This window comes from Sulfitobacter brevis (assembly GCF_900112755.1).
Classification (GTDB): domain Bacteria; phylum Pseudomonadota; class Alphaproteobacteria; order Rhodobacterales; family Rhodobacteraceae; genus Sulfitobacter; species Sulfitobacter brevis.
Genome location: NZ_FOMW01000068.1, coordinates 1 through 1109, shown reverse-complemented (window position 1 = coordinate 1109; position 1109 = coordinate 1). Strand labels below are relative to the sequence as shown.

3 protein-coding genes are annotated in these 1109 nt (G+C 51.1%); 2 read left to right on the top strand and 1 reads right to left on the bottom strand.

The genetic code is table 11. The features are described 5' to 3' along the window. Positions 1 to 180 (bottom strand): hypothetical protein (locus BM174_RS20735; RefSeq protein WP_143092525.1); only part of this gene is annotated, 180 nt, incomplete at its 3' end. 10 nt (positions 181 to 190) lie between these two features. Between BM174_RS20735 and BM174_RS20730 the strand changes: the two genes are divergently transcribed. Together BM174_RS20730 and BM174_RS20975 are read left to right on the top strand one after the other, a co-directional pair. After that, positions 191 to 793, top strand: coding sequence for a hypothetical protein (locus BM174_RS20730; protein ID WP_093925679.1), 603 nt, complete (start codon positions 191 to 193; stop codon positions 791 to 793). Between the two features lie 105 nt (positions 794 to 898). Next, the coding region (locus tag BM174_RS20975; RefSeq protein WP_143092524.1) for a helix-turn-helix domain-containing protein at positions 899 to 1109 on the top strand (211 nt) is incomplete at its 3' end.

The following is a 1109-nucleotide window of genomic DNA, read 5'->3' as shown; positions in this document are numbered from 1 at the left end:
GAAAATGCTCATATCATGCCCCACGACGACACATGCCTGATAGATTGCCCGCAGCACGTCCGCCGCCTTGAGAGCTTTGTGTTCTGCGATCTGCTTTAAGGCATAGTCCATTGCCTCTTCGGCCAGAGCATCAAATTCTGCCTGATGCAGGTGAACTACCTTTTGATTTTCCTCATACATGAGTCCTCCTATGAAAAACGATGAAAATTCCAAATTAAACAAAGACTTCAACTTATCACAGAAAGCCGACGAGGCGCAAAAAGCGCGGGAAGAAGAGCGTCAGAAACAGATCGAAGGGATCAAGAGCGACAAAGACCGCAAGGAAGTTAAGGAGATGATGCGGACACGCGACGAGGAAGTGCGGCGCGACGTTGCGCTAAAGCATGAGGAACAGCAGAAAACCGTCAGGGACGAGATCGACAGACGGATTGCCGACCAACGAACGCCCAAACTCGATTTCACCAAGATCAAGAGCATCACTGGCAAAAGCCCACAGGACATAGCCGACAAGGTGCGAGCTGAGTTCAAAGCCCATCACGAGCGGGAGCTGGCGAGCTTTGGAGCTGGTGCCGCCGCGCCATTCAACAACCTGATCGACAAGAAGCTCGAAACGGTTTTGGAACAGCAGCGTCAGAAAGAGGCAGAGCCAGCCTTTGAGAGGGAAACCACCCGTTCACCCGACAGCAGCAGGGACGGGTTTCAGAAGGCGCACGACCAAACGGGTGGCGAGAAGGACTGGCGTTCCTTGCGGGCAGATCGTGAGCGTGAAGCTGAAAATGACCGCGAAAGATGATCTGTGGATGACTGCCCCCATGCCCTTCCCCAGTGTTCAGAGACCCGTTACGGTGAACAGTATAAAACCGCACTACAACCCTAATGAAAACAGGCGATGAACACTATGAAACTTACACTTGGACTAGCCGCAAAACATGCGGGCAGAGCAAAAGGAACATTATCAAAAGCTCTTAATAACGGCCAAATTTCAGCAGAAAAAGACGGAAAGGGTAGGTGGCAAATTGATCCTTCCGAGCTTCAACGGTGGATAGATGCCAACCCGTTGCAGAACAGCACAGAAAACCAAGGTACAACCCCTATAGAAACCCTTAAAA

Bases quoted from the DNA above. Each gene is read 5' to 3' on its own strand.
- BM174_RS20730 (WP_093925679.1), top strand. From the start codon at position 191: ATGAAAAACGATGAAAATTCCAAATTAAACAAAGACTTCAACTTATCA.